Here is a 4738-nt window from a genome sequence, read left to right as displayed (position 1 = left end):
TTCTGCTGCTCTATGCCGTCTTTAATAACTTTTTTTCTACGGGGCTTCCCCCGTCCGACCCGGGGGGGGCGCGCCCCCCCGCACCCCCCGGAGTTTATTCGGCAAGATGAAGGGGTCCTCTGTGACCGGCTACATCCTCAAACGGCTGCTCTCGGCCATTCCGGTGCTTCTTGGCATAACGGTGATCGTTTTCCTGATCATGGCGCTGATCCCCGGCGATCCTGCAACGGCGATCCTCGGCAGCTATGCGACGCCCGAGAATGTCGAAAAGCTGAACCGCGATCTGGGTTTGGACAAGACGCTGGTGCAGCAGTATTTCATCTGGCTGGGCAACATGCTGCAGGGGGATTTCGGCACGTCCTTTGCGCTGAACCGGCCTGTGCTCGATGAGGTGCTGGAGCGGTTCAACGGAACGCTGATCCTTGCTGGGACGGCCTTTGTGCTCTGTTCGGTTCTGGGCATCCTGGCCGGGGTCGTTTCGGCGGCGAACCAGTATGGCTGGGCCGACAAGGCCATCACCTTCGTGGTTCTGCTGGGGATTTCGATCCCGTCCTTCTTTCTGGGCATGATGATGATCCTGCTCTTCGCGGTGAACCTGCGCTGGTTCCCGGTGTCGGGCATGTGGCCGATCTATGGCGCGCGGGACATCTGGGCGCTGCTGTCGCATCTGACCATGCCCGCCATTGCGCTGGCGGTGGTGGCGACGGGTGTGATCGCGCGGCTGTCGCGTTCGGCCATGCTCGAAGTGTTGCGGCAGGATTTCATTCGCACGGCCCGGGCCAAGGGCGTGCATGAGCGCGGCGTGATCTGGCGACACGCGCTGAAGGCCGCGATGGTGTCGATCATCCCGGTGTTGGGCATTCAGGCGGGGTTCGTGCTGTCGGGGGCGGTCTATATCGAGATCGTGTTCCAGTGGCCCGGCGTCGGGCGCATGCTGGTCGATGCGATCCTGAAGCGCGACATCCTGCTGGTGCAGGGGGGCGTGGTGTTCGTGGCGGCCTGCTACGTGCTGTTCAATATCATGGTGGACGTGGCGCAGAGCCTGCTTGATCCGAGGATCAAGACATGAGGGCGTTCCTTGTCCTTCTGGCGCGCAACCGGCTGGCGCTTGCCGGTGGCATCGTCATGGCCTTCGTCGTGCTGCTGGCGGTGCTGACGCCGATCCTGCCGCTGGCCGATCCGGATGTGACCAACACGGGCAACCGGTTCCAGCCGATCTTTTCGGATGGCGCGCTTCTGGGCACGGACCATCTGGGGCGGGATCTGCTGTCGCGGCTGATGTGGGGGACGCGGCTGTCGCTGGCGGTGGGCTTTGCGGCGGCCATTGTCGCGGCGACCATCGGGGCGGCGATCGGGATCATCGCGGGCTTTTACGGTGGGCGCACGGACAACATCATCATGCGCGGCGTCGACATGCTGATGGCGTTTCCCTACATCCTGCTCGCCCTGGCCATTGTCGCCGCACTGGGGCCGGGGCTCTTCAATGCGCTGATCGCGGTGGCGGCGGTGAACGTGCCGTTCTTCGCGCGCAACATCCGGGGCATCACCGTGGGGATCGCGCATAAGGAATTCGTCGATGCGGCGCGGCTGGCAGGGCTGTCGAACACGCGCATCATCCTGTCCGAAATCCTGCCCAACGTGATCCCGGTGATCGTGATCGCCATGTCGACGACCATCGGCTGGATGATCCTCGAAACCGCCGGTCTGTCCTTTCTCGGGCTGGGCAGCCAGCCGCCGCAGGCCGATCTGGGGTCGATGCTGGGCGAGGCGCGATCGGCGCTGATCACCAATCCGCACACCTCCATCGTGCCGGGGGTGATGATCCTGATCATCGTCATGTCTATCAATCTGCTGGGAGACGGGGTGCGCGATGCGCTTGATCCCCGGCTCAAGTCCGGTGCGCTGTCGCGGCCGATGGCGACGACGCAGGTGGCGCGCAGCGGTCCTGTGCCTGTGCCGTCCGGCAAGGGGCTTCTCGAGGTGCAGGGGCTGCAGACGCAGTTCCATGTGAAGGACCGGGTGTACCGCGCCGTGGGCGGTGTCGACCTGCATGTGGAAAAGGGCGAATGCCTTGGCATCATTGGCGAAAGCGGGTCGGGCAAATCGGTGACCGCGCTGTCGCTGATGGGGCTTGTGGCCTCGCCGCCCGGGGTGATCACCGGCGGGGCGGTGCATTACGATGGCGAGGATCTGATCGGCGCGCCTTACAGGCGGCTGCGCGAGATGCGCGGGCGGAACGTGGCCTATATCTTTCAGGACCCATTGGCGACGCTGCATCCGCTGTACCGTGTGGGTGACCAGCTGATCGAGGCCGTCCGGGCGCATCGGCCCATCGGCAAAAGCGAGGGGCAGGCGAAGGCGGTCGAGCTGCTGAAGGCGGTGCGCATCCCCAATGCCGAGAAACGCGTGTCGGACTATCCGCACGAGATGTCGGGCGGCATGCGGCAGCGCGTGGGCATCGCCATGGCGCTGGCGAACGATCCGGACATCATCATCGCGGACGAGCCGACGACGGCGCTCGACGTGACGGTGCAGGCGCAGGTGCTGACAATCCTGGACGATCTGAGACGGTCGCGCGGTCTGGCCATCATCTTCATCACCCATGATTTCGGCGTGGTGGCGCAGCTCTGTGATCGCGTGGCGGTCATGTATGCGGGCAGGATCGTCGAAGAGGGCGCGACGGAGGACATCCTCCGGGCGCCACGCCACCCGTATACCGCGCGGCTCATGGCCTGCGTGCCGGAACTCGGTGGTGGCAAGCGGCGGTTGGAGGCCATCGCCGGGCTGCCGCCGGTGGTGGACAATCTGCCCGAGGGCTGCGCCTTTGCCGACCGGTGCCACAAGGTGCAGCCGGATTGTCGGCAGGGGGAGATTCCGCTGCAGCAGACGGGAGCGCGCAAGCTGCGCTGTCTGCATCCCGAGGACGGCACACGGGAGGCGGCGGAATGAGTGTGGCGTTGAAACTGTCCGACGTGTCCAAGACCTTTCCGGTGGGGCGGACGTTGTTCGGAGCATCCAAGGGATCGGTCAAGGCGGTACATCCCGTCACGCTGTCGGTGCCGCAGGGGGAGACCCTCGGCATCGTGGGCGAGTCGGGCTGCGGGAAATCGACACTGGCGCGGATGCTGGTCGGGCTTCTGGAGCCCACAACCGGCACCATCGAGATCGAGGGCGAGGCGCTTGACACCGCCGATCCTGCGGTGTTCGGCAAGAAGATCCAATATGTGTTCCAGGACCCGATCTCCTCGCTGAATCCGCGCAAGACCATCCGGCAGGTGATGGACGCGCCACTCAGGCATCTGTACGGGATGGGGGCTGCCGACCGCGCCAGGCGGATCGCCGAGATCTTTGACAGCGTGAACCTGCGCGAAGAATTCCTCGACCGCTATCCGCACGAGTTCTCCGGCGGGCAGGCGCAGCGCATCGGGATCGCGCGGGCCTTGGCGGCGCAGGCGCGCATTCTGATCCTTGATGAGCCGGTCTCGGCTTTGGACGTGTCGGTTCAGGCGCAGGTGCTGAACCTGCTTGCGGATCTCAAACAGGAATTCGGCCTGACCTATCTGTTCATCAGCCATGACCTTGCCGTGGTCGAGGCGGTGAGTGACCGGATCGCGGTGCTCTATTTCGGCTCGGTGATGGAGATCGGACCGGCGGACAGGGTCTTTGCCCGGCCAAGCCATCCCTACACCCGGCTTCTGGCCCAAAGCGCACCGGTGGTGGGCCGGCCCCTCACGGAGCCCGAGGCGCAGGGCACGGAACTGCCCGATCCGCTCAATCCGCCGCCCGGTTGCGCCTTTGCCGCGCGCTGCCCGCTGGCGACGGAGCGGTGCCGGTCGGAGGTGCCCAAGCTGGCACCCACAGGTGCCGGCACCGAAGTGGCCTGCTTTCATCCGCTGGGCGCGAAGGACTGAGCGTGTCCCGCGAGGGTCGGACGCTGTGCGGGTCTAGCGATAGAGCACCACAGCGCAGCAATCGCCGACGGGGCCGTTCTTTTCGATCTTCTGATCATCGAGCCAGATCATCGACCCGCTGATCGGATCGGTGCGCCCGTAGATGGCGTGCCACATGACGGATTGCGGCGACGACTCTAGCACACGCCGCGCCTCGGACCCGCGCACCAATCCCTTGCCGGTGCTGACACGCTGGACCGTGCTTTGCGTGTTGTGGTTGCGGGTGATGATCACGATGAATTCCTTGCCCTTGTCGAACCCGGCCTCGCCCGATTCGATATCGCTGCCGTGCATCACTTCGCATTGATCGAGCCCGTAGTGGTTCGCGAGGCACAGGACCGCACGGCTGTCATCCGCGTCGAACCCGGCGGTGTTTGCATGACGTCCCATATTGGACGCGGTGTCACTCACATAGCTGAGCTTGGTGAAAGCCTGGTAGATGCACCTTTCCTTGTCCTTGAGCTGTTCGTAGGTCTTCGGCATATCCGTCTCCCGATCAGAACATTTCACGCACGCCAGACACTGCGCGCGCCTCCACGCACAGGGTGCGCGTGTTCGGGCAAGAACGCAAATGCTGTGAGTTTTTGGGGGGAGGGTATTGGGGGGTGACTTTGCCGTCGTCACCGCGACAGGTGTCAGATGGTGCCCCCACACGGAGGTTGTGATCCTCCTACAGGCACTTCTTCAGCCGGTATCCCCAGCAAAATAAGGCCTATCGCCATCGACCATCCGGCGTCAAGAGGCACCAGATGGTCTACGGTTTGGTCTACGGTGACCTGCAGTATCCT

4 protein-coding genes are annotated in these 4738 nt (G+C 64.3%); 3 read left to right on the top strand and 1 reads right to left on the bottom strand.

Annotated elements, in window-relative coordinates; genetic code table 11:
- Positions 1-121: 121 nt before the first annotated feature.
- Genes MRY75_RS15660 through MRY75_RS15650 form a run of 3 tightly spaced genes read left to right on the top strand, consistent with a single transcriptional unit; the run spans position 122 to position 3911 of the window.
- Positions 122-1069 carry an ABC transporter permease gene (locus tag MRY75_RS15660; RefSeq protein WP_292308944.1) on the top strand — a complete coding sequence of 316 codons (948 nt, stop codon included), beginning with the start codon at positions 122-124 and terminating at the stop codon, positions 1067-1069.
- Positions 1066-2949, top strand: coding sequence for a dipeptide/oligopeptide/nickel ABC transporter permease/ATP-binding protein (locus MRY75_RS15655; RefSeq protein WP_292308943.1), 1884 nt, complete (start codon positions 1066-1068; stop codon positions 2947-2949). The genes MRY75_RS15660 and MRY75_RS15655 overlap by 4 nt, the downstream gene beginning before the upstream one ends.
- Positions 2946-3911 carry an oligopeptide/dipeptide ABC transporter ATP-binding protein gene (locus MRY75_RS15650; RefSeq protein WP_292308942.1) on the top strand — a complete coding sequence of 322 codons (966 nt, stop codon included), beginning with the start codon at positions 2946-2948 and terminating at the stop codon, positions 3909-3911. Before MRY75_RS15655 ends, MRY75_RS15650 begins: the two co-directional genes overlap by 4 nt.
- A gap of 33 nt (positions 3912-3944) precedes the next feature.
- On the opposite strand, the gene MRY75_RS15645 is transcribed toward MRY75_RS15650, so the two are convergent.
- Positions 3945-4433, bottom strand: a complete 489-nt coding sequence (locus MRY75_RS15645) for a hypothetical protein (RefSeq protein WP_292308941.1) — start codon at positions 4431-4433, stop codon at positions 3945-3947.
- Between the last annotated feature and the right edge of the window lie 305 nt (positions 4434-4738).

It is taken from the genome of Marivita sp., assembly GCF_022763305.1.
Taxonomy (GTDB): Bacteria; Pseudomonadota; Alphaproteobacteria; order Rhodobacterales; family Rhodobacteraceae; genus Marivita.
Note: the sequence above shows the minus strand (reverse complement) of the source record. Positions and strands in the feature narration are given on the sequence as shown.

Bases quoted from the DNA above. Each gene is read 5' to 3' on its own strand.
- MRY75_RS15650 (WP_292308942.1), top strand. From the start codon at position 2,946: ATGAGTGTGGCGTTGAAACTGTCCGACGTGTCCAAGACCTTTCCGGTG.
- MRY75_RS15655 (WP_292308943.1), top strand. From the start codon at position 1,066: ATGAGGGCGTTCCTTGTCCTTCTGGCGCGCAACCGGCTGGCGCTTGCC.
- MRY75_RS15645 (WP_292308941.1), bottom strand. From the start codon at position 4,433: ATGCCGAAGACCTACGAACAGCTCAAGGACAAGGAAAGGTGCATCTAC.